Source organism: Thalassospira sp. CA1 (assembly GCF_059052855.1).
Map to the genome: position 1 here is coordinate 285,531 of NZ_JBZCIA010000001.1, position 25,586 is coordinate 311,116.

Annotated in this window: 25 protein-coding genes; 16 read left to right on the forward strand and 9 right to left on the reverse strand. The window is 55.5% G+C overall.

Going from position 1 to position 25,586, the window contains the following annotated elements; genetic code table 11:
• The first annotated feature begins 74 nt into the window (after positions 1-74).
• Entirely contained in the window at positions 75-986 is a 912-nt protein-coding gene (locus AC5Q5A_RS01400; RefSeq protein WP_197146256.1) for a LysR family transcriptional regulator, read from the forward strand.
• Positions 987-1,091: 105 nt separating this feature from the next.
• Positions 1,092-1,892, forward strand: coding sequence for a CbiX/SirB N-terminal domain-containing protein (locus AC5Q5A_RS01405; protein WP_493894079.1), 801 nt, complete (start codon positions 1,092-1,094; stop codon positions 1,890-1,892).
• Between the two features lie 9 nt (positions 1,893-1,901).
• Here the strand turns inward: AC5Q5A_RS01405 and AC5Q5A_RS01410 are convergent, their stop codons facing one another.
• Positions 1,902-2,834: a LysR family transcriptional regulator gene (locus AC5Q5A_RS01410; protein ID WP_064780154.1), complete on the reverse strand. Its 933-nt coding sequence runs from the start codon at positions 2,832-2,834 to the stop codon at positions 1,902-1,904.
• Positions 2,835-2,937: 103 nt separating this feature from the next.
• Positions 2,938-3,114: a hypothetical protein gene (locus tag AC5Q5A_RS01415; protein ID WP_157097706.1), complete on the reverse strand. Its 177-nt coding sequence runs from the start codon at positions 3,112-3,114 to the stop codon at positions 2,938-2,940.
• Positions 3,115-3,426: 312 nt separating this feature from the next.
• Here AC5Q5A_RS01415 and AC5Q5A_RS01420 point away from each other — a divergent pair, with 312 nt between their 5' ends.
• Positions 3,427-3,876, forward strand: coding sequence for a PaaI family thioesterase (locus AC5Q5A_RS01420; protein WP_493894080.1), 450 nt, complete (start codon positions 3,427-3,429; stop codon positions 3,874-3,876).
• 54 nt (positions 3,877-3,930) lie between these two features.
• On the opposite strand, the gene AC5Q5A_RS01425 is transcribed toward AC5Q5A_RS01420, so the two are convergent.
• A complete protein-coding gene (locus AC5Q5A_RS01425) occupies positions 3,931-4,680 on the reverse strand; it encodes a GntR family transcriptional regulator (protein WP_008888646.1) in 750 nt (249 codons plus the stop codon).
• A gap of 307 nt (positions 4,681-4,987) precedes the next feature.
• Here AC5Q5A_RS01425 and AC5Q5A_RS01430 point away from each other — a divergent pair, with 307 nt between their 5' ends.
• The 5 genes from AC5Q5A_RS01430 (at position 4,988) to AC5Q5A_RS01450 (ending at position 10,025) form a co-directional block, all read left to right on the forward strand.
• A complete protein-coding gene (locus AC5Q5A_RS01430) occupies positions 4,988-6,073 on the forward strand; it encodes an ABC transporter ATP-binding protein (protein ID WP_008888645.1) in 1,086 nt (361 codons plus the stop codon).
• Positions 6,074-6,109: 36 nt separating this feature from the next.
• Positions 6,110-7,426: an ABC transporter substrate-binding protein gene (locus AC5Q5A_RS01435; protein ID WP_008888644.1), complete on the forward strand. Its 1,317-nt coding sequence runs from the start codon at positions 6,110-6,112 to the stop codon at positions 7,424-7,426.
• 147 nt (positions 7,427-7,573) lie between these two features.
• Complete coding sequence (locus AC5Q5A_RS01440; protein WP_008888643.1) at positions 7,574-8,431, forward strand: ABC transporter permease; 858 nt, start codon at positions 7,574-7,576, stop codon at positions 8,429-8,431.
• 2 nt (positions 8,432-8,433) lie between these two features.
• On the forward strand, positions 8,434-9,270 hold the full coding sequence (locus tag AC5Q5A_RS01445; protein ID WP_063086472.1) for an ABC transporter permease: 837 nt from the start codon (positions 8,434-8,436) through the stop codon (positions 9,268-9,270).
• Positions 9,267-10,025 (forward strand): aspartate/glutamate racemase family protein, encoded by a 759-nt coding sequence (locus AC5Q5A_RS01450; protein WP_493894081.1) that lies wholly within the window; start codon positions 9,267-9,269, stop codon positions 10,023-10,025. The genes AC5Q5A_RS01445 and AC5Q5A_RS01450 overlap by 4 nt, the downstream gene beginning before the upstream one ends.
• A 22-nt stretch (positions 10,026-10,047) precedes the next feature.
• Here the strand turns inward: AC5Q5A_RS01450 and AC5Q5A_RS01455 are convergent, their stop codons facing one another.
• The gene (locus AC5Q5A_RS01455; RefSeq protein ID WP_064780149.1) at positions 10,048-10,719 is read right to left on the reverse strand and encodes a FadR/GntR family transcriptional regulator; all 672 of its coding nucleotides are present in this window, start codon (positions 10,717-10,719) and stop codon (positions 10,048-10,050) included.
• A gap of 151 nt (positions 10,720-10,870) precedes the next feature.
• Positions 10,871-11,704 (reverse strand): sulfite exporter TauE/SafE family protein, encoded by an 834-nt coding sequence (locus tag AC5Q5A_RS01460; protein ID WP_120223964.1) that lies wholly within the window; start codon positions 11,702-11,704, stop codon positions 10,871-10,873.
• Between the two features lie 211 nt (positions 11,705-11,915).
• Here AC5Q5A_RS01460 and AC5Q5A_RS01465 point away from each other — a divergent pair, with 211 nt between their 5' ends.
• Genes AC5Q5A_RS01465 through AC5Q5A_RS01480 form a run of 4 tightly spaced genes read left to right on the forward strand, consistent with a single transcriptional unit; the run spans position 11,916 to position 16,563 of the window.
• Positions 11,916-12,860 (forward strand): tripartite tricarboxylate transporter substrate binding protein, encoded by a 945-nt coding sequence (locus AC5Q5A_RS01465; RefSeq protein WP_493894082.1) that lies wholly within the window; start codon positions 11,916-11,918, stop codon positions 12,858-12,860.
• The gene (locus tag AC5Q5A_RS01470; RefSeq protein WP_064780147.1) at positions 12,857-13,408 is read left to right on the forward strand and encodes a tripartite tricarboxylate transporter TctB family protein; all 552 of its coding nucleotides are present in this window, start codon (positions 12,857-12,859) and stop codon (positions 13,406-13,408) included. The genes AC5Q5A_RS01465 and AC5Q5A_RS01470 overlap by 4 nt, the downstream gene beginning before the upstream one ends.
• 13 nt (positions 13,409-13,421) lie before the next feature.
• On the forward strand, positions 13,422-14,948 hold the full coding sequence (locus AC5Q5A_RS01475) for a tripartite tricarboxylate transporter permease (RefSeq protein WP_493894083.1): 1,527 nt from the start codon (positions 13,422-13,424) through the stop codon (positions 14,946-14,948).
• Positions 14,949-14,964: 16 nt separating this feature from the next.
• Complete coding sequence (locus AC5Q5A_RS01480; RefSeq protein WP_493894084.1) at positions 14,965-16,563, forward strand: gamma-glutamyltransferase family protein; 1,599 nt, start codon at positions 14,965-14,967, stop codon at positions 16,561-16,563.
• A 120-nt stretch (positions 16,564-16,683) separates the two neighbouring features.
• On the opposite strand, the gene AC5Q5A_RS01485 is transcribed toward AC5Q5A_RS01480, so the two are convergent.
• Positions 16,684-17,223 carry a YHS domain-containing (seleno)protein gene (locus AC5Q5A_RS01485; protein ID WP_493894085.1) on the reverse strand — a complete coding sequence of 180 codons (540 nt, stop codon included), beginning with the start codon at positions 17,221-17,223 and terminating at the stop codon, positions 16,684-16,686.
• 117 nt (positions 17,224-17,340) lie between these two features.
• On the opposite strand from AC5Q5A_RS01485, the gene AC5Q5A_RS01490 reads away from it, so the two are divergent.
• From AC5Q5A_RS01490 to AC5Q5A_RS01505, 4 genes are all read left to right on the forward strand, one after another.
• Positions 17,341-18,234: a cupin domain-containing protein gene (locus AC5Q5A_RS01490; protein WP_493894086.1), complete on the forward strand. Its 894-nt coding sequence runs from the start codon at positions 17,341-17,343 to the stop codon at positions 18,232-18,234.
• A 236-nt stretch (positions 18,235-18,470) separates the two neighbouring features.
• Complete coding sequence (locus AC5Q5A_RS01495) at positions 18,471-20,219, forward strand: OpgD/OpgG family glucan biosynthesis protein (protein ID WP_493894087.1); 1,749 nt, start codon at positions 18,471-18,473, stop codon at positions 20,217-20,219.
• A gap of 55 nt (positions 20,220-20,274) precedes the next feature.
• A complete protein-coding gene (gene mdoH, locus AC5Q5A_RS01500) occupies positions 20,275-22,392 on the forward strand; it encodes a glucans biosynthesis glucosyltransferase MdoH (protein ID WP_493894088.1) in 2,118 nt (705 codons plus the stop codon).
• 137 nt (positions 22,393-22,529) lie between these two features.
• The gene (locus AC5Q5A_RS01505) at positions 22,530-23,009 is read left to right on the forward strand and encodes a hypothetical protein (RefSeq protein ID WP_493894089.1); all 480 of its coding nucleotides are present in this window, start codon (positions 22,530-22,532) and stop codon (positions 23,007-23,009) included.
• A 257-nt stretch (positions 23,010-23,266) separates the two neighbouring features.
• Here AC5Q5A_RS01505 and AC5Q5A_RS01510 read toward each other — a convergent pair whose 3' ends face one another.
• The 3 genes from AC5Q5A_RS01510 to AC5Q5A_RS01520 all read right to left on the reverse strand — a co-directional run bounded on the left by AC5Q5A_RS01510 (position 23,267) and on the right by AC5Q5A_RS01520 (position 25,582).
• Positions 23,267-24,160 (reverse strand): SDR family oxidoreductase, encoded by an 894-nt coding sequence (locus tag AC5Q5A_RS01510; RefSeq protein WP_493894090.1) that lies wholly within the window; start codon positions 24,158-24,160, stop codon positions 23,267-23,269.
• Positions 24,161-24,182: 22 nt separating this feature from the next.
• The gene (locus AC5Q5A_RS01515; RefSeq protein ID WP_064780140.1) at positions 24,183-24,989 is read right to left on the reverse strand and encodes an enoyl-CoA hydratase/isomerase family protein; all 807 of its coding nucleotides are present in this window, start codon (positions 24,987-24,989) and stop codon (positions 24,183-24,185) included.
• 62 nt (positions 24,990-25,051) lie between these two features.
• Positions 25,052-25,582: an acyl-CoA thioesterase gene (locus tag AC5Q5A_RS01520; protein WP_064780139.1), complete on the reverse strand. Its 531-nt coding sequence runs from the start codon at positions 25,580-25,582 to the stop codon at positions 25,052-25,054.
• Between the last annotated feature and the right edge of the window lie 4 nt (positions 25,583-25,586).

Genomic DNA, 25,586 nt, shown 5'->3' on the forward strand with positions numbered 1-25,586 from the left:
TGTAATTATCGCCAATGTGTTGCATATTATGCGACAATCTGAACCGACTGAGGCGATAAACAGGAAGACGCACCATGGACAAACTGGCCAGCCTCAAGAGTTTCGTGCGCGTGGTTGAAGAAGGAAGTTTTGCCTCTGCCGCGCGTGCGATCGGACAATCACGTTCGCAGGTCAACCGCGCAGTGGCGGCACTTGAAGATGATCTTGGCGTTCAATTGCTGAACCGGACAACGCGCAAGGTGTCGGTCACGCCAAGCGGACAGGCCTTTTATCAGCGGGCCAAAGCCATTCTGTCCGATCTGGGGGACGCAGAAGATTCCATCCGCGAACATCGCGATCATCCTTCCGGGGATATCCGGATCAATGCGCCAATGTCTTTTGGCACATTGCATCTCGGGCCGGCATTGGTCGATTTTGCCCGGACCTATCCCGATATCCGGGTCGAACTGTCGCTTGATGATCACTTTATTGATCCGGTGGCAGACGGGTTTGACATGACTGTGCGTATCAGCCGCCCGACCGAAACCCTTGCCTTGATCGATCATGAAATCGTACCGATGCGTCGCGTGCTGTGTGCCTCGCCCGAGTTTATTCGAATGCATGGGGAACCGGCCGATATTCGCGATCTGGCGCGGTTGCCCTGTTTGCATTACGGCAACCTGCCATCCGGGGCACGCTGGAAAATGACTGGGCCGGACGGGCCGGTCGCGGTACAGGTCAATGGCGTGTTTTGCTGCAACAATGCAGAAGTGTTGCGTGATGCGGCCCTTGCCGGGCTGGGCATCGCCGAATTACCGACATTTATCGCCGGGCCGGAATTGCAGACCGGGCGACTGGTCAGTGTTCTTTGCGATTATGCGCCGGGTCCTTTGTCCCTGTATCTTTTGTATCCGCCCAGCCGTCAGCTTGCTGCGCGTATCAGGTTGCTGGTTGAATTCATCCAGGACCGCTTTGGCGATCAGCCGCGATGGGATCTGGTGCAATGAAATTTTCGCGCCAAAACAGGGGTTTTTGCCTGTCTGGCGATCCAGAAGGTTGCATGATGCGTATAGCAAACTACGCTTTAGACAATGCAGACTATGGTGAGATGCATGCCACATTTCGAAATGCCGACACTCATGATGGTGTCCCATGGCAACAGCGGTAATGGCGGTGATCCGGCAGGGGACCTTGCGCGGACAATTGCACCTGACTGGAATGGCCGCGTCAGCCACGGATATATGCGAAGCCGACCTTCTGTCAGTGATCAGCTCGAAATCCTTAAGGAAACGGCTGATGCCAATCGTCTGATTGTTTTCCCGCTATTCTTCAGTGAAGGCTATCTGGTGTTCGAAGAACTGCCAGCTAAATTGCACGAGGCGGGGCTCGGCGATGCTGTCATCCTGCCACCGGCCATCAACCTTCCGGGTTTTTGTGAAATGATTGCAGCCCATGTACACGCATCAGCACGCAATCGTGGCTGGAGCCTTTCTGAAACATCTGTCTTTCTTGTTCCGCACGGCTTGAAAACCTTGACCGATCCGCTTCCCGAAACAGTCCGGCTTGCGGATCGTCTGGGGCGGATTTGCGTTGGCGCGGAAATCTGCATTGGCAATATCGAAGGATCGCCATCGCTTGGCGATTGGCGCGACATCGCCACCCACAGGCAGGCGATTATTGTGCCTATGCTTGCAGGTGGTGGAACGCATGCGCGTGAAGATCTGCCCGAATTGCTTGATGTCAAATCAGATGAACGTGTCGAGGTACTGGCACCAATCGGGCAGTGGTCTGAATTGTCCGGTCTTGTTCTGGCAGAAGCCGAACGTCATGTGGCGCGTTTTGGCGGTATGGCAGTGCCCTTAGGGCCGAGTGGACAGGACCTTTGGGCGGAACGCGCACAACGTTCTGCCTGATGAGCGGGATCAGCCCAAAACCGGTTTGAACTGTGTTTCCGCCGATTTGCGCAGAAGATAATCGCGGAATAATCGCGCGGCACTGGTCAGATTGGCGTTGCCTTCATGAGCGATCAATAATTGGCGTTTGGCCCAGTCATCGGCAATCGGGGCGCCAGCGATGTTCATGTGCCCGATATAGCCCGCGACCGAGCTTTTGCGCAGGAACCCAATCCCAAGACCCGCCGCAATCATTTGCCGCAAGGAGCCAAATCGTACGACCTTGATATGCGGATGCATGTCGAGTTTGATTTTCGATGCGGCCTCGGAAATCAGATCATCAATCACGCCGCCTTCATGCAGTGAGATAATGTCGTATTTGGCCGCTTCGGAAAATTTCACCGGTTTTGGATTATCGGCATTGGGGATCAGCGGATGACCCTTGGGGGTCACAACCCATATCGGATCATCACAGAACACATCATGGGACAGATCGCCAAGCGGGCTGTTATCGGCCAGAATTGCCAGATCAGCGCGGCCTTCGCGGACGGCTTCGGCACTTTCGCGTGATGTCAGTTCACGGACATCAACCGTAATATGCGGGAAATCGCGTTCAAAATCGGCCAAGAACGATGGCAGGCCGGTCAAAATCGCCGAGGTCACAGCGGCAAGATAAATCTTGCCCTTTTCACCGGCGTTGAAATCGCGCAATTCGTTGGAAAGATGGTTCAGATCGCCCAGAAGCTTTTCGCCGTAGCGGGCAAAGATCGTGCCTTCTTCGGTCGGTTCGACCCCGCGTGGCAGGCGGCGCAAAAGCTTGACGCCCAACATGGCTTCAAGTTCGCCAATGCGGCGCGAGACTGCCGAAGTCGCGATATGTTCGCGCCGGGCAGCTTCATTGATACTTCCGGCGCGCACGATGGCGACAAAAAGCCGGATGGTCACGATATCAAACTTTTGCATGGAACCGTTGTCGGTGGTTCAACCCGAAGCGTCAAGAAGTTTGAGGGTGCGATGATGTAAGGACCGTCGCACCATCCTCAAACGATACGGAAAGGCAGGTGCCTTAACCTTCAATCTGACGCCATGCCTTGTTCCAGTCCGCAGTCAGTTCTGCGTGGTTTTTGGCCTGGGATGCTTTCATGATCACGGCAACCTGAAGGGCACGAACAAAGCTGGTGAACCAACCGATACGGACTTCGCGTTCGATGCTGGTGGTGTCTTTGTAAGCAATCGTCGTCATGGCTTTGATCCTTGTAGAACCGTTTGTGTCTGGGGTGACTACAGATATATCGACAGCCGGTTCGAACGACTATTCTCGTTTCACCGCTATCCCGTTCTTGGTTGGAGAATGGTGTTGTTATCACTTTGAAATAAAATCGTTATTTCATGTTGCATCGCCTAACATTGATTAGGGGATGCGGTTTTCCAGACGATTTTGCACCGTGTTGGGAGCTGTCTCGGGGCCGGCCAAGGCATGCGACTCATCGCGGTTTTCGACACTTATCGATATCTGCTATAGCTTGGGGAGTTTTACGACAGGGATGGTTTATGCATGACCGGCACACACGATAATCTGGCTTATGAACAGGCCCATGGCAGCGGATTGCAGGATCATCTTGGCTATCGACTGGTGGAATGGGCGGAAGACCACGCGGTGGTCGAACTTGACTTGCAAAACCATCACTGCAACCGCGCCGGGATTCTGCATGGTGGCGTGCTGACAACCCTGATGGATACAGCGTCTGGCTATGCTGTGTGTTTCTGTCCGGTGCCGGGCAATGTGCGCAAATCCCTGACCCTGTCATTGACCACCAATTTCCTGGGGATGGCGAGGGATGGTGTGGTCCGGGTTGTTGCCCGCAAGCAGGGCGGCGGACGCAAGGTGGTGTTTACTGAGGCAACTGCCTATGACGCGGATGGCAATGTGATCGGCACATCGACGGGTACGTTCAAATATCACCGCGGTAGCGAGGATCCGAGCGGGGTTCCGCGTGATGCGTGAACGGAATATGCGCGCTAAGCGCATGGCGTTCGTTACCGAACATCGCAAACAGGCTTAGCTGGCTTCCGAGGTCGGGATGCGGCCAAAGATGCTGGCAAAATCGGTTTTGCCCGGTTTTGGGCGCTGCAATTGCAGGCGATCGCGGATGGCATCAAGGTGGCGTGACATTTCAGCCGCCGCGACATCGGGATCGCCACTAAGCAGGGCGTTGAGTAACTGGTCATGTTCCGTGTGGGAGCAATCGACCGGTTGCGGGCTTTCATACATGGCAATAATCAGCGACGTGCGCAGGATCAGGCGTTCAAGGAATTCCTCGATCACCAGATTGCCGCTAAGCCGTGCCAGTAACAGGTGGAATTCACCCGACAAAATGATGGCAGCGCGATGATCCCCGCGATGATGGGCATCATGTTCGCGATCCAGATGCGCCTTGATCTGTTCGGCGCGTTCCGGGGTCATGCTGGTGGCGACCTTGCGCGCCACGCCATCTTCGATCATGCGGCGCGCGGAAAAGACTTCGATGGCTTCGTCAATGGTCGGTTCAGCGACAAAGGCGCCGCGATTGGGCACCAGATTGATCAGCTTGTCATGGGCGAGCTGCAGGAAAGTCGCACGGATGCGTGCACGGCTGACCCCGAAGGTTTTGGCAAGATCTTCCTCGATGAGCTTCATGCCCGGCTCCAGACGGCGATCCAGGATCGCGTCGAGCATCTCGTGATAGATCATTTCCTCCGGGCGCAGCTTTTCGCTGCCTTTATAGCTGCCGGTCTGTTCGGCCTTGGCCATCGTGACGATACTTTCCATCGTTCATGTTCGTTGGGTGGTTCTCTATTTCTACAAAATTGTTGACGATTTGCACAACATAAAATGGTTCTTTATTTCCCGTGCAGGGACGAAGATGATTATAATTTTCGCACACAAAGAACAGTGATTAATAAATATGCATAAAATGGACATAAAACGGGCAGAATGAGGAGCCTCACAAACGCGCCAGTTTTGACAGTTTGGTGGGACTCGTTGAAAAACTGCCAATGAAATCAAGTGGCACGCATCTTGCCTTAGATCGCTGACATGATTGTTAACAATTTTGCATGCAGCGACGGGTGAACGGATGACGGGCAACGGGGCCATTGAATTGATTGCTGTCAGTAAATTTTACGGCAGCACACAGGCAGTGAAATCGATTGATCTGCAAATTCCGGCAGGGGCGTATTGCTGTTTGATTGGTCCGTCGGGGTGCGGCAAGTCAACCACGCTGCGCATGATTGCCGGTCATGAAGTGATCAGCGAGGGCGATCTTCTCATCGGGGATCGCAATGTGACCGAATTGCCGCCAGTCAAACGCGGCACGGCAATGATGTTTCAGAATTACGCACTTTTCCCGCACATGACCTGTGCGGAGAACGTTGCCTTTGGCCTCAAGATGCAAGGTGTCTCCCCATCGGATCGTAAAGATCGGGCCAAAGAGATGCTGGCCCGGGTCCATATGGAGCAATTTGCAGATCGCAAGCCCGACCAGCTCTCTGGCGGGCAGCAGCAGCGTATTGCATTGGCGCGTTCCCTGATTACCGAGCCATCCGTCCTTTTGCTTGATGAGCCGCTTTCGGCCCTTGATCCGTTCCTGCGGGCGCGCATGCGCGATGAATTGCGCCGTCTTCAGCAGGAGCTGGGCATCACGTTTGTCCATGTCACTCACGCCCAGGACGAGGCATTGGCGCTTTCGGACATGGTGGTCGTGATGGAAGACGGGATCATTCGCCAGAAAGGCACCCCGCACGAAATCTTTAACCAGCCCAAATCGCGCTTTATCGCGAACTTCATGGGCGGTCAGAACATCTTCAAAGGTACCGTTTCGGAATCCGGCCCGGCCGGCACGTTGCTTGCGCGCGGTCCAGACAGTTTCTTCCTGCCCGGATTTGCCGATGGCAAGGCGGGCGAGGACATCGAATTCACCATTCGTACCGACCTGATCGGTCTGGACGAAACGCCACCAGAAGACAGCAAGAACGGTCAGATCCCTGTCGAAATCACCACGGTCGAGTATCTCGGCCTGTGGGTTCGGATTGTCGCAACGACAGCCGACGGCAAGGAAATAACCCTAATGAAGACCGAAAGCGAATTTCGGCAGGCACCGGTCAGGCGACTGGACAAATTCATCGCCTATTGGAAGCCGGAACATGCCCATGTTCTGGCCTGAATGAAATAAACCAACAAGCTATCAGGAGTGCTTCACATGACGATCGAAAAGAAAATTTCGAAGAAAACAATCGAGACGGAAACCGGCGTTTCACGCCGTGGCTTCGTTAAGGGTGCAGCGGTTGTAACCGGTGCTGCCATCGGTTCGGGCGCCATCACCGGCTTCCCGACCATCTGGGCGCAGAACATCAAGGACGTTACGCTGCGTCAGTTCGGTACCGGTGTTTCGAACATCAACGCCGTTGCGGACAAGGTCAAAGAAGATCTTGGCTTTACCCTTCAGATGACTGCCCTTGATTCTGATGCGGTTGCCCAGCGCGCCGTGACCCAGCCGAACTCGTTTGATATTGCCGATATCGAATACTGGATCTGTAAGAAGGTCTTCCCGGCCGGCACCATGCAGCCGATGGATACCACCAAGCTGAAAAACTATCAGTACATCTCCAAGCTGTTCATTGATGGCAAACTGACCCCGGATTCAGAAATTGCCCAGGGTACCGCGCCGCATACGGTTGGCTTCGTTGAAGGTGCCGACAGTGTCGAGTTTGCATCTGCACCGACCCAGTGGATGACCCTGATCCCGACCATCTATAACGCAGATACCCTTGGTATTCGCCCTGACCTGATTGATCGCGAAATCACCAGCTGGGCCGATCTGCTTGATCCGGCATTCAAGGGCAAGGCATCGATCCTGAACATTCCGTCGATTGGCATCATGGATGCGGCGATGGTGTGCGAAGCCATGGGCGAAGTCACCTATGGCGATAAGGGCAACATGACCCAGGAAGAAATCGACAAGACCATCGCGGTCATGATCGATGCCAAGAAAGCCGGTCAGTTCCGCGCCTTCTGGAAGAGCTTCGATGAGTCGGTCAACCTGATGGCATCTGGCGAAGTCGTCATTCAGTCCATGTGGTCGCCAGCCGTTGCGGCCGTGCGTTCCAAAGGCATCGCCTGCAAATACCAGCCGCTTAAGGAAGGGTATCGTGCATGGGGTGGCGGCATCGGTCTTGCCAAGCACCTTTCGGGTCTCGAGCTTGAAGCAGCGTACGAATATATCGACTGGTACCTGTCGGGCTGGGTTGGTGCGTATCTTAACCGTCAGGGTTACTACAGTGCAGCACCGGAAACCGCGAAGAAGTTCATGTCCGAAGACGAGTGGGGCTTCTGGATGGAAGGCAAAGCCGCCGAGGGCGACATCCTTTCCCCGGAAGGCAAGGTCATGGAAAAAGCAGGTGCCGTTCGCGATGGCGGTTCCTACGAAGAGCGTATGGGTTCGGTCGCGTGCTGGAACTCCGTCATGGACGAGAACAAGCACATGGTCCGCAAGTGGAACGAATTCATCGCAGCATAATCTGCGACAGATTTTGGGTGGGCGCGGCTTTGGTCGCGCCCGTCACCCCGACTTTCTGATTTTACGTTTTCAATTTTCCGACAGCATGTCGGGCCCATTTATTCGTTTTTACTTTTTGGTTTTCTGGCAGGGTTTCAAGGACAGAGCATGGCTTCTGATACGTCAAAAAGATCGTCCTATTTTCTGATCTCGCCAATGGCGCTGATCTTTGCGGTGTTTCTTGTCATCCCGCTTCTGACCATTGTTGTGGTCAGCTTCTGGGACTATGACGAATACCGCATCCTGCCGGACTTCATTTTAGAGAACTACAAGTACCTGCTGGGCTCCTCGGTAACCTGGAGCATCTATCTCAATACCCTGAAATACGCTGTTCTGACCTGGGTCTTTACCCTGCTGATCGGGTTTACGGTGGCCTATTTCCTGGCGTTTCATGTGCGCAGTCTGACCTGGCAGATCGTTTTGTTCATGCTGTGCACCATTCCATTCTGGACCTCGAACATCATTCGCATGATTTCGTGGATCCCGTTCCTTGGGCGTAACGGGCTTTTGAATTCTGCCCTGATCAATCTCGGGATTGTCGATCAGCCGCTTGAATTCCTTCTGTTTTCCGATTTCGCAGTCGTGTTGGCAGATGTCCACCTTTACACCCTGTTCATGGTGGTGCCGATCTTCAATTCCATGATGCGCATTGACCGGTCCTTGATCGAGGCGGCGCGCGATGCCGGTGCCAGCGGGTTCGAGACCTTGAAATCCGTCATCGTCCCGCTGTCCAAGCCCGGCATTGCCATCGGGTCGATCTTTGTCATCACGGTGGTGATGGGCGATTTCATCACGGTCCGTTTGATGAGTGGCGGGCAGAGTGCCTCGGTCGGGTTGCAGATTTCCAATGAAATCGGACTTCTGCAATATCCGGCGGCAGCCGCCAGTGCGGTGGTGTTGCTGATCACGGTTTTGCTGATCGTGACTGCGTTGTTGCGTCTTGTTGATATCCGCAAGGAGCTGTGATCATGGCATTACTCACCAAAACCCGTGAACGCCGCCCGACCAGCTTCTATTTCCTTGCGGCATTTTTTACGCTGTTCGTGCTGTTTCTTTATGGTCCGATGCTGACGATTTTCATTCTGTCCTTTCAGGGGGAGAATGGCGGTCTGACCTTCCCGATGAACGGGTTCTCGTTCCACTGGTTTGGCAATCTGTTTGAACAACAGGCCGTTGGTGATTTTGGTGGATCGTTCAGCCGGTCGCTTAAGCTTGGTCTGATTGTCATGGTGGTGACGGTTGTTGTTTCGTTCATGGCTGGTCTTGCGTTCCGCAAGCGGTTCCGGGGCGACAGCGTGATTTTCTATCTGGCGATTGCCAGTCTGATTGTGCCGTCGATCCTGATTTCGCTGGGCATTGGTTTGTTGTTCAATATCGTTGAATGGCAACCACAATGGTTTACTTCCGCCCTTGGTGCGCATCTGACATGGACGTTCCCGTTCGGTCTTCTGATCATGTTTGCGGTGTTTAACCGGTTTGACCCGTCTTATGAGGAAGCGGCGCGCGATTTGGGCGCAAGCAACTGGCAAACCATTCAATATGTTGTTTTACCGATGGTTGGGCCAAGCCTGATCGGGGTTGCGATGTTCTCGTTCACCCTGTCCTACGATGAATTTGCCCGAACTTTGATGACGGCTGGCGCGCTGAACACCCTGCCGCTTGAGATCTATGGCATGACGACCAACGTCACCACACCGGTACTTTATGCGCTGGGCACGGTGACCACCGGGTTCTCGTTCCTGGTGATTGCACTGGCATTGGGCACGGTTGCCATCATGCGCCGTCGCAAAGGACAAAAAGCATGAGCCGCATTGCCGTCATCAATCCCAACATGTCGTCCGGCTTCACCAAAAAGATCGGCGAACAGGCGCAAAGGATCGTTGCGCCGACAACCAGGGTTCTGGCGCTTAACCCGACTTTCGGGCCGGATAGTATCGAGGGCTATTACGACGAGGCCTTTGCAAGTGTCGGGTTGCTTTCGGTTATTCGCGAACTTGAAGCTGCACCCGAACAGGAATCTGATCCAATTGGCGGCTATGTGGTGGCGTGCTTTGATGATACCGGGGTCGATGCTGCGCGATGTCTGACCGGTGCGCCGGTGCTGGGACTGTGCGAGGCGGCCCTGCGTATGGCGGCGGCCGTGTCATCGCGCTTTGCGATTGTCACCCCGATGCCGGTCTCTGTCCGGCCGCTTGAACATCTGGTGTCCAAATACGGGGCGTCATCGCAATGTGTTGTCCGGGCGGCCGGTGTGCGGACGCTGGATTTCGAAGGTGCCAACGCCAAGGCGGCATATACTGCGCTTAAAAAGCAGGCGGAGATTTGCCTTGCCGATGACTATGCCGAGGCGATTGTTCTGGGCTGTGCGGGAATGACCGATATCGCTGATCGCCTGACCGAGGAGTTAGGCGTGCCGGTGATTGACGGGGTCAGTGCGGCGGTCAAGATGATCGAGGCCATGGCGTTTCTGGGGCTTCGCACCAGCAAAGCCGGGGCCTATGCCAAGCCGCCGCTTAAGGCCTATCACGGGATGTTTGCGGACTTTGCGCCGCAGGGCTGACCGCCAGAAGATCGTTATCAGATCAGGTTTGTTTGAGTGCGTGTTCCACCTCGGACAGGTGGCGGCGCATGGCGTCTTCGGCGCGTTTGGGGTCGCGTTGCTCAATCGCGTTGATGATGTCGCGATGCTGATTGCTTAATTCTTCGATCAATGTGTCTGAATGGCTGCTTTCACGCAGGCGGGCCCATGCTGCTTCGCGGCGGACCGCATTGACCGCCTCAAACACCGCCAGAAACAGGGTGTTCTTGACCGATTCGGCCAGGCGCTGATGAAAGGCCGCATCCCATTTTTCGTATTCGGCCTGTGTGGTCGCGCGGGCGGCCTTTTCGACCATGCTGCGCATCGCATCAATATCGCCTTGTGAGGCGCGAAGGGCAGCGAACCGGGCCATAGATGGTTCGATTTCCTGACGGACTTCCATGATTTCAAACGGGCTGGTTTTGGTGGCCAGTCCTTCAAGCTTGCGCAGGCGTGGGGTCGGCGGGGTGCCAACAAAGGTGCCCTGACCCTGACGGCGCCAGATCAGGCCTTCCGATTCGAGCTGATCAAGCGCCTTGCGAAGCGCCCGGCGACCGACATCGAGCTGTTCGGCAAGGGTGCGTTCGGCGATCACACGCCCGTCCTTGACAAAGTCCCCCTGTGCAAAGCCGGTCTTGAGCTTTTCTGCCAGCGCCTGGGTCGCGAATTCAGTCATGGTTTTTGGTCATTTTTTTATGGCGTTTCTATCGGCGTTTCCAAATGCGTTTTATTGGCGAACCAATGTGCACCTATCATTGTAAGCCATTGGTTTATCTAAGAACAAGCATATACAATTCCTGTTTGTTCCCAGATGTTTGCAAGGATGCCTAGCTCAGAAGGTCATAGAACATCCGCGCAGACGTGATCGCCAGAAACAGGCCAAAGCACATGCGCAATGCCCGGCGCGGAATGGTGTGGGCAATACGTGCCCCGATTGGTGCACACAGTACCGTCATCGGAATAAGCAATGCCGCCGCCAGAACATTGACATAGCCGATTGAAAATGGCGGGCGACCGTCGACGCCAATGCCCGACATCGCATAGCCGATGGTACCGGGAAGGGCGATGATGAGACCAATCGCGGCCGACGTGCCAACCGCGCGGCGGATGTCGTAACCCAGGAAATTCAGGACTGGAACGCAAATGGTGCCGCCGCCAATTCCCATCATGGCCGAAAGACTGCCGGCAATCACCCCAAGTACCGCCCAGACGGATTTTGGCGGGTTTTTGGTTTCGTTGGTTTCGCGGTCTTTCACAAGGATCATGTTGCCAGCCACGATCAGGGCGACAACGGCAAACACGATGGTCAGAACCCGGCCATCGGCCAGTCCGCCGATTGCTGTGCCAAGGATCACGCCGACGATGATCGCCGGGCCCCAATGTTTGAGAAGCGCTGTATCGACCGAGCCCTTTTTATAGTGGCTGCGCGTTGATGAGATTGCTGTGGCAATGATTGTGGTCAGCGATGTGGCAACAGCGACCTGCATGCGAAGGCTTTCATCGACACCCATGGTGGTCAGAAAATGATAAAGCACCGGGACAATCACAATCCCGCCACCAACACCGAGAAGCCCGGCCATGATCCCGCCAAGGACGCCAGCAAACAGCATGGCTGCACCCCAGACGAGATACAGGCTCATGGCGCCATCCATTTCAAACATTCGAACCAATCCGTACCAATTATGATATCAATTAATAAGTGGTACTATCCATCTTTGGTAAAAATCTGCAACATAATCCTTGTTTAAAGCCAAACATTATTTTTGCGCTTGCGAAATTGGTTTGTTGCTGCCAACAATGTCCCGACAAAGAGGTTGAACCAAAGTAGAAATGGTTCACGCATTTCAGGCGAGATATCAGGAGGCAAGATACATGTTCCGCAAGATTGCAGTCGCTGCCGGTTTGTTGGCCGCAGCCATCGCAGGTCCGGCGCAGGCGCAGGACTATCCAGAAAAACCAATCGAATTCATCGTGCCTTGGGGCCCGGGTGGCGGCAGTGACACGCTGATGCGCATCGTCGCCATGGGTCTGTCGGAAGTCACCGGTCAGGCCGTGCCTATCGTCAATATGCCAGGTGTCGGTGGCACGGTTGGTCTGGCCGAATTTACCAAACGTCCGGCCGATGGCTATACCATTTCGCAGATCCACGAAGGCCTTTACACCGCCAACAAGCTTGGCATCACCGAGCTCAGCTACAAAAACTTCATTCCGGTGGCTCTGGTGACGTCGTCGCCGCAGTATCTGGTGCTGTCGAAGAATGACAACTTCTCCAACCTTGAAGAGCTCAAGGCATATGCCGCAGCAAACCCGGGTGCCGTGCGCGCCGGTGTGACCCTTGGTGGTGTTCCGCATCTTCACATGGCAATGATCGAAGAAGCCCTTGGCGTTCAGTTCAGCTATGTCGGTTTCCGTGACACCGGCGAGCGTATCCGTGCGGCTGTTGGCGGCAACGTTGACATCGTGATCGGTGACGTTGCATCGGCCAGCGAGTTTGTGAAAAACGGCGACCTGATCTTTGCCGGTGTCGGCACCGAAGAACGTACCTCCGAAGAGCCGGACGTTCCGACCATGGCCGAACAGGGCTATGATCTGTCGATGGCCGTGACCCGTGGTGTTGTACTTCCGGCCGGTACCCCGGATGCCATCGTCGAGGCACTTGATGCAGCCCTTGAAAAAGCCATGGCGCTTCCGGACATCCGCGAAAAGATGACCAATGCCGGTTCGGCTGACATCTATCTCGGTCACGAGGCATATAAAGCCTATCTAGATAAACTTGACGGTGAAGTCGACAAAGTTGTTGGCAAACTTCAGGGATGAGTCAGACGACTGCGAAAGCAGCAGCAGCGGACGCAGGTGCGTCCGCTGCTCTTCGTGCAAGAACTGAAGTCGCACGGCTGATTTCCTATATCGTTATCGGTTTGGGTGCTGCGTTTCTGAGCCTGCGCGCCAGCACGTTGCCGACCTCGCGTTGGGAGCCGCTTGGGGCGGGTTCATTCCCGGAGCTGGTTTTCGGGGTGCTTGCGGTTTTATGCCTGATCGCAGCGGTGCGTGCGGTGATTGATATCCGCAAGGCCGGCGGTGCAAACCGTCTTGGGGCATCATTGGGTGCATGGCTTGTTGCCCGGCGCTATTCCTTTGCACTGTTCGGGCTTCTGGTGGTCTATCTGCTGTTGCTGCCGCTTGGTGGCTTTTCGCTGACCACCTTTGTGTTTCTGCTGATCGCGCAATTGATGATCGCAGGTATTTCCAAAAAGACCCTCTTCCAGTCGCTGATCGCCGCCGTGATTTTCTCGGTCGGCTTGAACATGCTGTTTGCAGAAGTCTTTAACGTGTTCCTCCCGCGCGGCGTGCTGTTTGCGGGCTAGATAAAGTTTTACGATGATGTTGGATGCATTTCTTGCCGGTGCACATCAGGTTTTCGCGTTCGATACCCTGATTTACATGCTGATCGGTTCCGTTGCCGGGATCGTCGCAGCCGCAATTCCGGGCTTCACCGTGACCATGGCGATCATTCTGACCTTGCCGCTGACCTTTACGATGGGTCCGTTGCAGGGCGTTTCGGTGATGCTGTCGGTTTATGTCGGTGGTTACACCGGTGGCCTGATCAGTGCCGCCCTTCTGGGGATTCCGGGTACACCAAGTTCAGTCGCAACCACCTTTGATGCCTACCCGATGGCGCGCGGTGGTGAACCGGGACGCGCCCTTTCGCTTGGTGTCTGGTCGTCCTTCTTCGGGACTGTTATTTCGACCATCGTTCTGATCATTGCGGCCCCGCCGCTTGCGATGATTGCGGTCAAGCTTGGCCCTTGGGAATATTTCTCGTTGATCGTCTTTGCGCTGACCATTGTCGCAAGCCTTGTGGGCAATTCGCTGATGCGCGGTCTGATTGCCGGGGTGATTGGCCTTGGACTTGCGACCATTGGCCCGGATCCGATGATGGGCCAGCCGCGTCTGACATTTGAGTCGTCGGTCCTGATGCCCGGTCTGCCGTTCCTTGTGGTTTTGATCGGGATCTTTGCCATCAGTCAGCTGATGGGCGAGCTCGAGGATCATGGCAAAGGCCCAAGCAGTGATGCGCTTATTCCCGATGTCATCGAATTCAAGACCTGGGCTGTGATGCGTGAAGTTCTGATGCATCCGGTCAATCTGGTGCGCTCCTCACTTATTGGTGTGTTTATCGGAGCACTTCCGGGTGCCGGTGGTTCGATCGCGAACCTTTTGGCCTATGATCAGGCCAAGCGCAGTTCCAAAAATCCCGATGAATTCGGCAAGGGCAACCCCGATGGCGTGATTGCGTCCGAGGCCGGGAACTCTGCCACGGCCGGTGGTGGTCTTATTCCGATGATTGCATTGGGTATTCCGGGATCAGCAGTCGATGCCATCCTGATGGCGGCCCTTATGGTGCATGGCATTTCGGTGGGTCCTCGTCTGATCATGGACAATGCCGATCTGGCCTATGGCATGTTTGTCGCCATGGTTGTCGCATCGCTCATGATGCTGGTGGTTTGCGTGCTGTCGATGCGTCTGTTCCTGCGCGTGACCGACATTCCCAAACAGTTCATCGTGCCGACGGTCATGATTTGTTGTGTGATCGGGGCCTTTGCGCTCAATAACCGGGTTACGGATCTTTATCTGCTCGGTGCGATTGGACTTGTCGGCTATGGATTGAAGTCGCTTGATTACCCGCTGGCGCCGCTGGTGCTGGGTGTCATTTTGGGGCCGATTGCCGAGACCAACCTGCGCCGCGCGCTGATGAGTGATGGTGACTGGACGGTGTTCTTTACCCGTCCTATTTCCGCCGTCCTGCTGGCGGCGGCCCTTCTTTCAGTCATCTTCAGTGTCCGTTCGGTACTGAAGATGCGCAAAAAAGACCGTCCTGCCACCGATGAACAAGACGGCGATTAAGGATTAGGAGACTTCCATGAAACTTCGTCACGACGCGCTTTATGCCTCACGCCGGTCCCCGGTGCTGGCGCGTAATATGGTTTCAACATCCCAGCCGCTTGCAGCCCAGGCCGGTTTGCGGATGCTGTGGGCCGGTGGTAATGCCGCCGATGCCGCACTTGCATCCGCGATTGCGCTTACCGTGGTAGAACCGACCGGTAACGGCCTTGGATCGGACGCCTATGCCATCATCTGGGATGGCAAGGAACTGCATGGTCTGAACGCATCGGGCCGAGCACCTGCAGCTTGGAACCCGGAACGCTTTGCCGGTTCTGACACCATGCCACAGCGCGGCTGGGAATCGGTCACCACATCGGGTGCGGTATCGTCTTGGCGTGAGATTTCCGAAAAGTTCGGCAAATTGCCGTTCGAAAAACTGTTCGAGCCGGCGATCGAATACGCGACGCGCGGCTTTGCCGTATCGCCGATCATCGCCACCCTTTGGGAAAAGGGCGGTGATTTGCTTGGCAAGCAGCCCGGCTTTGCCGAGGCGTTCCTTCCGGGCGGAAAGGCCCCCAAGGCGGGCGAGTTGTTTGTCAACAAGGCCGCGGCCGAAAGCCTGATCGATATCGCTGAAACCAAAGGTGAAAGTTTCTATCGCGGCAAATTGGCCAGCAAGATTGCCGCCTTTGCCAAGGAGCATGGTGCGGCCCTGTCGGAAGAAGACCTTGGTAATCACAAGGCCGATTGGGTGGGCACGATTTCGCAAAGCTTTGGCAATGTGAAGCTGCATGAAATCCCGCCAAACGGGCAGGGGATTTCGGCCCTGATCGCGCTAGGCATTTTGCGCCATACCAACATTACCGATTATGAACCGGATTCGGTCGAGGCACTTCATCTCGAGATCGAGGCCATGAAACTGGCCTTTGCCGATATGCGCGATTATGTCGCCGATCTCGATTACATGACCGATGTCACCGTCGAACATCTTTTGTCTGATGATTACCTGAAATCGCGGGCGGCATTGATTGATGCCAACAAGGCACAGGATTTCAAGGCCGGTGCGCCCAAACATGGTGGCACGGTTTATGTCAGTACCGCTGATGAAAACGGCATGATGGTGTCGTTCATCCAGTCGAACTATATGGGCTTTGGGTCTGGTGTTGTGGTGCCGGGCACCTCGATCAGTCTGCAGAACCGTGGTCATGGCTTTAGCCTCAAAGATGGTCATCCCAATCTGGTCAAGGGCGGTAAACGTCCGTTCCAGACGATCATTCCGGCCTTCCTGATGGGCCTTGATGGCAATCCGGTCATGAGCTTTGGCGTCATGGGCGGTCCGATGCAGGCACAGGGCCATTTGCAAATGACCCTGCGCACCCAGCTTTGGGGGCAGGATCCGCAAACGGCGGCCGATGCACCACGTTGGCAGGCGCTTTCGGGGCTGAATGTTGCGGTAGAAACCTCGGTCGGTGCTGAGGTGATTGACGCGCTTAAGGCCAGGGGGCATGTCATCAAGGTTGAAACACCGGACAGCACCAACTTCGGATTTGGCGGCGCGCAGCTGATTGCCAAGACAGATGCGGGGTACGTTGCGGGTTCGGACCCGCGCAAGGATGGTTGTGCGGTCGGATACTGATCGCACCATTTACAGATCAAAAAAAACAAATGGCCGGCCCGTTCATTCGGGCCGGCCATTGTCATACCGGGCAACAGGGAGCCAGGGAGGAACCCGGATCAGGGCATTCCGCGCCCGGGATTATTGTGCGCCGATGGTCAGGCCTTTGGGGACCATTTTCTCATCAGCCAGCTTGGCGTCTTCGATCGTTTCGATGATTTCCCAGTTGTGATCTGCACCACGGATGAAGCCCGGGATATCGGCAACCCAGCGCTGCTGGATTTCCTTGTTCAGGTTCAGATAAAGCTTGTCGTCAACGATGCGCCATGCCTGCGGATCGGCACCGAATTTACGACCCATTGCCGCACCAAAGGCACAGAACCCGCCATACTGCGGTGCGTATTTTTCCGGGTTGGCATTGAACAGGTCACGGTTTTCAGCGCTGGCAAAGCGATAGGTCGCACCGCCATGTTCGGCTTTGAACTCGGAGTTGCCCGGGGTCGGGGCACCGACGGTGAAATAGGCAACCGGGTCAAAACCCTGCAGGGCGTAGCCTTCAACAATGTGGACTTCCTGTGCGGCTGATGCCGGTGCGCTGATGGCAACAATGCTGCCAACTGCGGAAATACCCAGGACGGCGGCGAGGGCAGCGGAACGCATGAAACTGGAACGTTTGGTCATTTTTCATCTCCTTCACGGGGTGATCACCGGGTCTTTACTGGCAGGCGATCACGGAACTGGTTCATCAAGAGGGCGTCTTGAAATCTGAAAACAGCCTATCGTCGGAGAAGTGACTTGTTGTCTGAGGAAACACGCAATTCGTCTGAGAAGGATGTCCTGTCCGATCTGTTTGCCGGAAATCACCCTCGTGGTGATGTGATCTTTGCCGGAACCCATTGCGGCAGCAGTCATCATCAGGGACGAGCGGATCTGCCATCGCAACAGCAAGGCATGCTGCATGTTTTGCAAAGTGGCACGATGCGGGTCCTTTTTGACGGGCGCGAAAAGGCGATACTGGATCGCCCCGGCGTGGTCCTTTTCGGATGTCCGGTGCCCCACGATATCGAGACGCCCGCAGGTGGCGCCGCAATGGTCTGTGCCAATCTCGATTTCCCCGATATTGGTCTAAGCCCAGCTAAACTGGGCTTGCCGGAATATCTTTTGTTACCCTTTGACGAGCTCCCCGGGCTTGAGGCCATCACTGATCAGCTGTTTTCGGAATCACAGGGCGGGCAGCCCGGGCAACGCACGGCAATCAATCTTCTGGTTGATTTGCTCTTGCTGATGGTGTTGCGCCATTGTCAGGCCAAGAACCTTGTCCGTCCGGGCATTCTGGCCGCCATGCGTGATCCGCGGATTGCGCGCGTGGTAGGTGAACTTCATCAGAAACCCGGCGAAAATTGGTCGGTTGAACGACAGGCCGAAATTGCTGGTATGTCGCGGGCGAGTTTTGCAGCCCGGTTTCGCGATTTGCTGGGCACATCGCCCGGTGATTTCCTGCAAACCATTCGCCTTGATCTGGCATTTGGGTTGTTGCGCGATGGCAAAAGGTTGCAGGCGGTGGCGGGGCAAGTCGGTTATCGCAGCACAACGGCACTGGCACGTGCCATCCAGCAACGCCACAACATTTCCCCGCGTGAATTGCACGCCGATTCCAGCGCGGAAAGCGGCGCGTTTCAATCAGCGGTTTGACAAACGGTTTTGCGTTTCCGTCAAGCGGTTCTTTGCAGCGTTTTTCCGTTGCTGCCCATGCAAAAATGACGCTTTGCCAATGACATGTCCGGGATTAAAGCAATCCTTTCGGGCAACTGATCGGTTGTGGCTTTGCGGATTCTTACCCTGATGACGACACATTCCTGCCCTGTTTTCTGTGCACAACAGCAACCAATAAATTCGGAAAAATCCAACGGTTGGTAGCATATAAGAGCATGACGCAACATTTTCAGCAGCATATCAAGCTGCCCCTCAGACGTGTTCTTTTGGGTGCTGCCGCGTCCGCGATGATCATGATCGGCGGGCCTGCGGCCATCCATGCACAGGAAAGTGATCCGGCACCTGTCCCACAGAGTGCCGAGGGAAATGCGTCTTCGCCAGTTTCAGCGCCAGTTCCAGCTTCTGGGCAAACCGCACCGGCCGAACAGACAGCCGACACCGCAGCATCGCCGGAAGACACGGTTGAGAATGCCGTGTCTGATGCCGAAAAACAGCCAAACGTCTCCAAACCGGTGATGTTCGATCCGGCAATGGTGACCAATCTTGCGCGCAACCTGGCCAAACAGCCGTTCGTTAATCCGCATCGCGAACTGCCCGAGGCACTTTCAGCCCTGAGCGCAGAAGACTACGCACAGATCCGCTTCAAGTCGCAGCGTGCCTTCTTTAATCCGGCCGAGACTGATTTCAGTCTTGAGCTGTTTCATCCGGGTACGATGTATGACGTGCCGGTAACCATTAATCTGGTGCGCGACGGCGAAGTTCAGGTCATTCCGTACTCGGCCGGACTGTTTGATTTCGGCAAGACTGGCCTGTCGGGGAATGATTTTTCGACGCAGAACTATGCCGGGTTCCGCCTGCGTTATCCGCTATCTGATGTCACCAGCAATGATGAGCTGACCCGTTTTCTGGGCGCCTCCTATTTCCGCCTTCAGGGTCAGGGCCAGTCAATCGGTCAGATGGCGCGCGGCCTTGCGGTGGATCTTGCCGGTCCAACTGGCGAGGAAATCCCGGTCTTTCGTGAATTCTGGATTGTTGAGCCAAAGGATGGCGCAAATACCATCACGGTGTTCGCGTTGCTCGACAGTGAACGGATAACCGGTGCCTATCAGTTTGATATCACGCCCGGCAACCGGAGCCAGGCCGACATCAAGGCCCATTTGTTCTTCCGCGACGGGGTGGAGAAGATCGGCATTGCGCCGCTGAATGGCATGTTCCTGTTTGGTGAACAGCGCCGCCGGTTCTTTGATGACTATCGCGGTGAAGTCCATTCAAGCGACGGGCTTTTGATCAATAATGGCCGCGGTGAATGGTTGTGGCGTCCGCTGGACAATCCCCAGCATCTGCAGATGAGCTCGTTCCTGGATGAAAATCCCATCGGGTTCGGCCTTTTGCAGCGTGACCGCAACTTCGATCACTATCAGGATCTGGAAAAACGCTTTGATCAGCAGCCGGGCTATTGGGTGACGCCGAAGGGCAAATGGGGCAAGGGCCATATCGAACTGGTCGAAATCCCGAGCCCGTCGGAAACCAACGACAATATCGTTGCCTATTGGGTCCCAGAAACCAAGCCGGCGGCCGGCGGCGAAATGCAGGTCGAATACAGTGTCACCGCGACCCGCGATGGCACAGGTTTGCACGGCATGGCGCAAGCAACCGATACCCGTATCCAGCGTTTGGCCAGCCAAGATGATGAAGATCGGTCCGGCACGCGCTTTGTGCTGAACTTCGCCGGTGGTGATCTGGATTATTTCATCAAGGACGCCAATAACTTGCGGGCCGATATCAGCGCATCAAAGGGAGAAGTCCGTAACATCCGCATCCTGCCCGATCCGGAAAATGGTGGCGTGCGTGTGTTCTTTGACCTGGTTAATGCCGGGGATGCGACATCAAGCAATCTCAGGGTCTTCTTGCTGTATCAGAACAAGGTCCTGAGCGAGACCTGGACCATGCCGTGGGCCTTCTGATCCTCTGGGATCAAGCGCCTCAATTGCCAGAAACAGATAACCCCAGAAGAGCCAGATGACAGAAGCCGCCAATACACCCACAAAAGGGACCATAGCCGCAGAGCGATCAGAGGACGCATTTTGTGATCCAACGGTCAAACTGCGCGGCCCCGGTGTGGGATCGCGGCGGATTTTCCTGTTTGGGGCATCGATTGCGGCGACTGCCTATGCGGCGTGGTTGATGACCGATGTTCTGGGAGCGGATCAGTTGACCATCATGGAAATGGTGGTTGTGGCATTCTTTACCATCAACTTTGCCTGGATTTCGTTATCCTTCTTTACCGGGATTGTCGGGCTGGTTTTGCGTGGTCTGAAACTTGATGCCATCACGCTCAAACGCCTGAAGCCGATTGCGCGCAAAGGGCGCCTGCGATCCAAGAATGTGGTGGTGATCCCGGTTTATAACGAAGACCCCAATCGCGTCTTTGCCGGATTGCGCGCAAGCTATGAAAGTCTGGCGGCGACCGGCGAACTTGATGCGTTTCATTTCTTTGTGCTGTCTGATACCCGCGATCCCGATATCTGGATTGCCGAGGAAATGGCGTGGGCCAAGGCCTGCTCGGATCTGAATGCACGTGGCAAGATTTTCTTCCGCCGCCGCGCAGAGAACACTGAACGCAAGTCCGGCAACCTTAAGGAATTCTGCGAGACCTATGCCGCCAATTACGATCACATGATCGTCTTTGACGCCGATAGCGTCATGTCGGGCGAGGCCATGGTCAATATGGCCTATCTGATGGAAAACAACCCGGATGCCGGGATCATTCAAAGCCCGCCGCAGCCAACCGGTCGCCAGACCCTGTTTGCCCGTATCCTGCAATTCATTTCGCGCGTGCATGGTCCGACCATGTCGGCGGGTCTGTCATTCTGGTGCATGGGCAGTTCGAACTATTGGGGCCATAACGCGATCATTCGCACCAAGGCGTTTATCGAATGCTGTGGCCTGCCGGTGCTGTCGGGTAAACCGCCGATGGGTGGTCATATCCTCAGTCACGATTTCGTTGAAGCCGCCTTTATGCGCAAGGCAGGCTGGCGGTGCTGGCTGATCCCGCAGCTTGAAGGCAGCTGGGAAGAATTGCCGCCCAACCTGATTGATTTTGCCATCCGTGACCGTCGCTGGTGTCAGGGCAATATGCAGCATGCGCGTCTGATGGTTGCACCGGGTTTCAAACCGCTCAGCCGTCTGCATTTCTTTATGGGCGTGATGAGCTTTGTGTCATCGCCACTGTGGCTTTTGCTGTTGCTGAGCTCGACGATTGCGACCCTTCAGAACACCCAGCTGACCTATAGCTTCTTCCCCGGTCAGTTCACCATGTTTCCGCAATGGCCGGTGGATCGGTCGTTTGAAATGCTGGTGTTGCTGATCTTTACCATCGGCATGCTGGTGCTGCCCAAGATCATCTCGATCCTGATGGTCTGTCTTGGCCGCGACCGCAAACAGTATGGCGGGGTAATGGTATTGGCCAGTGGCCTTCTTGAAACCCTGTATTCTGCCTTGCAGGCCCCGATCATGATGATGCTCCATTCCCAGTTCGTGTTTTCGGTCCTGACCGGTAATCAGGTGGGTTGGGACGCGCAGGAACGTGATGATGCGGGGGTACCGTTCAAGGCCGCCCTTAAAACCCATCGCACCATTATCGTGATTGGTGTGGTCTGGGGCGCGATTGCTGTCTTTGTGGATACCGCATTCTTCTGGTGGTTGTCGCCCATTCTGGCCGGTTTGGTGCTTTCGCCGTGGCTGACTCATTATTCCAGCAGCCTTGCCATCGGAAAGGCAGCGCGCCGGATGAAGCTTTTTGTTACCCCCGAAGAATATGACAGCCCCGAAGAGCTTCGCGCGTTGGCACGGATCAATGCCGAAAGCGGTGAGGACGATGTCAAAGACGGGTTGCTGCGCCTGATCGAAGATCCTTACGCCAATGCACTGCATTCCGCGCTTCTGCCGGTGCGCAAGCCGGATGCGCGTACCGCGATCGAAATCGGGATCATCTATGAAAAGCTTGCCCGGCTTGGTGTTGAAAGCCTAACACGCGATGAAAAGCTTCTGATTCTGTCCTGGCCGGTCAAACCGCTTGATCAGATAATGGCAGGGCGGGATCACATCACGGCCGAAGGTCCGAAACCTGCAAGCTAGTGATTTGTTTTCAAAAGATTCTCGACGCCACAAAAACGCCCAGATTCGAGCAAATTATCCCGCGTTTTTTCAGCGATATTCATTCTTAACGAAGCGTTAAGTCCCGCTGATTGTTCACCGCCCGGAGGGCCAGACGAATGACTGACATGACCATTGCATCAAAGGGTTTCACCTACGCCGCGTTTGAATCGGCAGCGATGACGCGTTTGATCGAAGACACGGCACGTGCGTGGTTGCGTTCGTTTGGTGTGAACGCTCCGCAGGCCAGTCAGCGTATGATCAACGCCCTTCGCGATGCGCTGGCCGAAGACAGCATTGCAGCCAGTGATCGGGCCAGCATGCAGGACATCCTTGATCAGGCTGCCCATGACGCAATTGCCAGCTGGCTTGGACAGGTGACTGGCGAGCATAACTGTCATGGATCAAGCCGTTTTTCGATGCTCCGTTGTGCGTTTCTGTCAGCCAACCGTGACGGCATCTGGTCGGAGCATTTCCTCGATGCCAAACGCGATCACCGCGACCTTGGCATGGCACTTTCGGTTCAGATGATGTTGCCGACACCAGGTCTTGTTGCCTGTGAAATGCCGCGTCAGTCACTGGAACGCCGCGCTTCCTGAAGCTTACTTATAACTACTCCTTCGCTTCACGCTTTTTCATCATATCCCTCAACGTCTAGCGTTTAATGCGAAGGCGGCACCGCCATTCTCCCCGTGGCGGTGCCTTTACGTGCGCATGCCACAAAAAAGAACCCGCCACAAAGGGCGGGTTTAGTTCAGCGGGCGAGAGAGCCCGATTTCCAGTGCAGATCATCCACAGCCGTAAAATCAGGCCCCTACGAGACGCCGAGGCACACACTTCCCCAGCGCCATGACGGTCAGGCTGCTTTGTGAAAGCGGCCCAGTTTCGTAAGCAGTTTTGCAACCTGCGGGTCGTTCTTGCCGTTGCGATCAAGCTCCAGGAAAAAGTCCGGATATGGCGGCTTGCCCGGGGTCAGGTTGTATTGTTCGAAATCGGTGACACCGATGGCCTCAAGCACACTTTCATCGGTAAAGAAGCCCCCGGTGATCTCGCGCGATGGCGCGGTCAGGATGGCATGCGCCGCATCGGCCAGAATTTGCGGTGTGCGTGCACGGCCCAGCTCAAGACCCGGGATCATGTTAAGGGCCGCGGTCTCGATCACCGTGACCGGCCAAAGCGAATTGACGGCAACCCCTTCATCGGCAAATTCGGCTGCCAGACCAAGCGTGATCAGGCTCATGCCGTATTTTGAAATCGTATAGGCGGTGTGATTGGCAAACCATTGCGGCGACAAGTTCGGCGGTGGTGACATGGTCAGGATGTGTGGGTTGTCCGATTTCAGAAGATGCGGCAAGCAGGCCTGGGCACAGGCAAAGCTCGCACGCGTATTGACCTGATGCATCAGATCAAACCGCTTCATCGGGGTTTGCAACGTTGGGGTCAGATTGATTGCGCTGGCATTGTTGATCAGGATGTCGATCCCGCCAAAGGTTTTGAGGGTCTTTGCGACAGCCTCGGCAATCTGGTCTTCATCGCGAATATCGGTCTTAAGGGCTAGTGCCTTGCCACCAACTTCCTCGATCTCGGCAGCCGCACTATGGATGGTGCCGGGCAGTTTCGGGTGCGGTTCATCGGTTTTGGCAATGATCGCAACATTGGCCCCATCGCGCGCCGCACGCAGGGCAATTTCCTTGCCGATGCCGCGCGATGCGCCGGTGATGAACAGTGTTTTGCCTTTAAGACTCGTCATCAAATTCTTCCCTGAATTCTTCTTATGATTTGCCAAAACGCGGCGTGCGTTTTTCCACAAAGGCCGTGACGCCTTCGCGGAAATCGGCACTTGCGGCGCAATCAGCGAATGATTTGGCCTCGGCCTTCAGCTGTGTTTGCAGATCGGCCTCGGGGGCTGCATTCAGCAACGCCTTGGTGCGGGCAATCGCATCGCGCGGTCCGGCGGACAAACGGGTGGCGTATTTTGCCGTGGCGGATGCCAGCAGATCTGCCGGGACGACCTTGTTGATCAGGCCGCAATCATGGGCTTCATCGGCCCCTAACCGATCGCCAAGCAGCGCGATTTCCTTGGCCTTTTTCATGCCGACCAACCGGGTCAGCGAATGGGTTGCACCACCATCGGGCGAGGTGCCGATATGGATATAGGCCAGGGTGAAAACGGTTTCCTCAGCCGCGATTGCAAGGTCGCAGGCATTCATCAGACTAATGCCAAATCCGGCAACAGCCCCTTCAAGCTTGGCGATCACCGGGCGGGGCAGGGCATTGATGCGCAAAACAATTTCGTGAACCCGATCAATCAATGCTTCGATTGAGGAGCGGGTGTCTTCGACCGGGCTTTTTGACACCTGATGGAAGAACTTCACATCGCCGCCGGCCATGAAAGTACCGCCCGATCCTTCGATGATGACAGCGCCGATATCGGGAAGGTTGGCTTCGATCTTGTCCATGGCAGCTGCCAAGCCACTGACCATCGCCTGATCAAGGGCATTCATGCGGTCCGGGCGGTTCAGCGTAATCGTTGCGACCGCATCAGTGATGTTGAGCAATACGGCGTCATCGGATGCCATGATGTTTCCTCCTGCGCGGTGTTTTTCCGCAATTCTCCCGGTTTTCCGGTTGTTCGTGTGTGTTAAATCGCCAGTCGTGCTTCGATTGCGGTTTCCATATCGGGCCACCCAGAGAGCCAGTCGGGCATGGAAGGGGATGTTTCATCGGCACCGACCATCCGACAGATAACCTCGGGCGCAACAATGCCATCCGGGCCGACAAAAACCGCCTTTACGACGCCAAGGGCCAGCGTCTTGCCTTTGGCCACAAAGCGTTGCTCGAGATAGAAGCCCTTTTCATCCCAATACAAAGCCTGCGTTTCGAGCGCGAATTTCTGAAACGGTTTGATCGCGCGTTTGAACCGCATGGTCGATCCTGACACCACCGGCTGCCATTTGCGTTTCAGCATCTGCTTGGCAATGCCATTGCGCATGATCAGTTCGGTTCGGCCCAGATCCATCAGCGCGAAATAGCGTGAATTGGTCATGTGCACATTGATATCAATATCCAGCGGCCATGCCCGGAAATGCAGGGTCGATGGATCAAGCGGGTGCAGGCGGGGCCGCAACAAGGACAGGATCACCACACGGATCAGTCGGAAAATCAGGTTCACGACA